Source organism: Mycobacterium sp. TH-M82, assembly GCF_057473605.1.
This window is the reverse complement of sequence record NZ_JBYCKY010000320.1, coordinates 1-1,218: the sequence shown is the minus strand read 5'-3', so window position 1 is coordinate 1,218 and position 1,218 is coordinate 1. Positions and strand designations below refer to the sequence as shown.

Below are 1,218 nucleotides of genomic sequence, written 5' to 3'. Positions count from 1 at the left end.
CCACCGCCACGGCCTTCTCCATCTTCTCTTCGGCGTCGAAGAGAGCCTCGTCAATCACGCCATCCTCCCGTCAGGTGGTGACCAGCGTTCCGATCTTCTCACCGGCGACCGCCCGCGCGATATTTCCATCGGCCAGCAGATTGAACACCAGGATCGGCATGCCATTGTCCATGCACAGACTGAATGCGGTGGCGTCGGCCACCCGCAGGCCGCGGTCGATGACTTCACGGTGGCTGATCGCGGTGAGCAGCTCGGCGTCCGGGTTGACCCGCGGATCCTCGGCGAACACCCCGTCGACCGCCTTGGCCATCAGCACCACCTGAGCACCGATCTCCAGCGCGCGTTGGGCCGCGGTGGTGTCGGTGGAGAAATACGGCAGTCCCATGCCGGCGCCGAAGATCACCACCCGGCCCTTCTCCAGGTGCCGGCGTGCCCGCAGCGGGATGTACGGCTCAGCCACCTGTCCCATCGTGATCGCGGTCTGGACCCGGGTGTCGATACCCTCCTTCTCCAGGAAGTCTTGCAGCGCAAGACTGTTCATGACAGTCCCAAGCATCCCCATGTAATCCGAGCGCATCCGCTCCATGCCCCGCTGCTGCAGCTGCGCACCGCGGAAGAAGTTGCCGCCGCCGATCACCACCGCAACCTGCACGCCCTCGCGCACCACCTCGGCGATCTGGCGGGCCACCTGGGCCACCACGTCGGGGTCCAGCCCGACCTGCCCGCCGCCGAACATCTCTCCGCCGAGCTTGAGCAGCACCCGCGAGTACTTGGACCGACCGGCCGGTCGGTCGACACTCGTCGGCTCCGTCATCAGGCTCCTGGGGTTGCTCCGTGAGAGTGCCATCGCGGGTGACCGCCCACCGGTCGCAATCTCGGGCACCCATATCCTGCCTCATGGCGGGCGCACCGGCTCTCCCGGGTTAGGCGCAGGCGAACCGGTTCTGGGGTCGGTCGTTCCGAAAGCTACGGCCCGTTGTCGTCTTGGTCGCCTTCGTCTTCTCCATCTTCGTGGTGGAGGAGTTTTTCGGGGTGGTGATACCGGTTGATGCGGGGTTGGCCGTAGTCGAGGTGGCGGGGTGGAATGGTTTCGGTTTCTCCGCGGTGATTGCGGCGGGTTCTCCAGCCGCCGGTGGTGATGATCTCGTGGTGGCATCCGCAGCGCAGGGTCAACTCGTCGATGTCGGTGCGTCCGGTGTGGGCGTAGTCGTTGTTGTG

General features: G+C 65.8%; 1 protein-coding gene and 1 pseudogene. Both read right to left on the bottom strand.

The features are described 5' to 3' along the window. Window positions 1–70: 70 nt before the first annotated feature. A complete protein-coding gene (gene pyrH, locus AC2VON_RS10040; protein ID WP_486952817.1) occupies window positions 71–814 on the bottom strand; it encodes a UMP kinase in 744 nt (247 codons plus the stop codon). 152 nt (window positions 815–966) lie between these two features. Beyond that, window positions 967–1,218: pseudogene (locus AC2VON_RS10035) on the bottom strand (HNH endonuclease signature motif containing protein); the annotation flags it as partial.

Coding starts and splice junctions, on each gene's coding strand:
- pyrH (WP_486952817.1), bottom strand. CDS start 814: ATGACGGAGCCGACGAGTGTCGACCGACCGGCCGGTCGGTCCAAGTAC.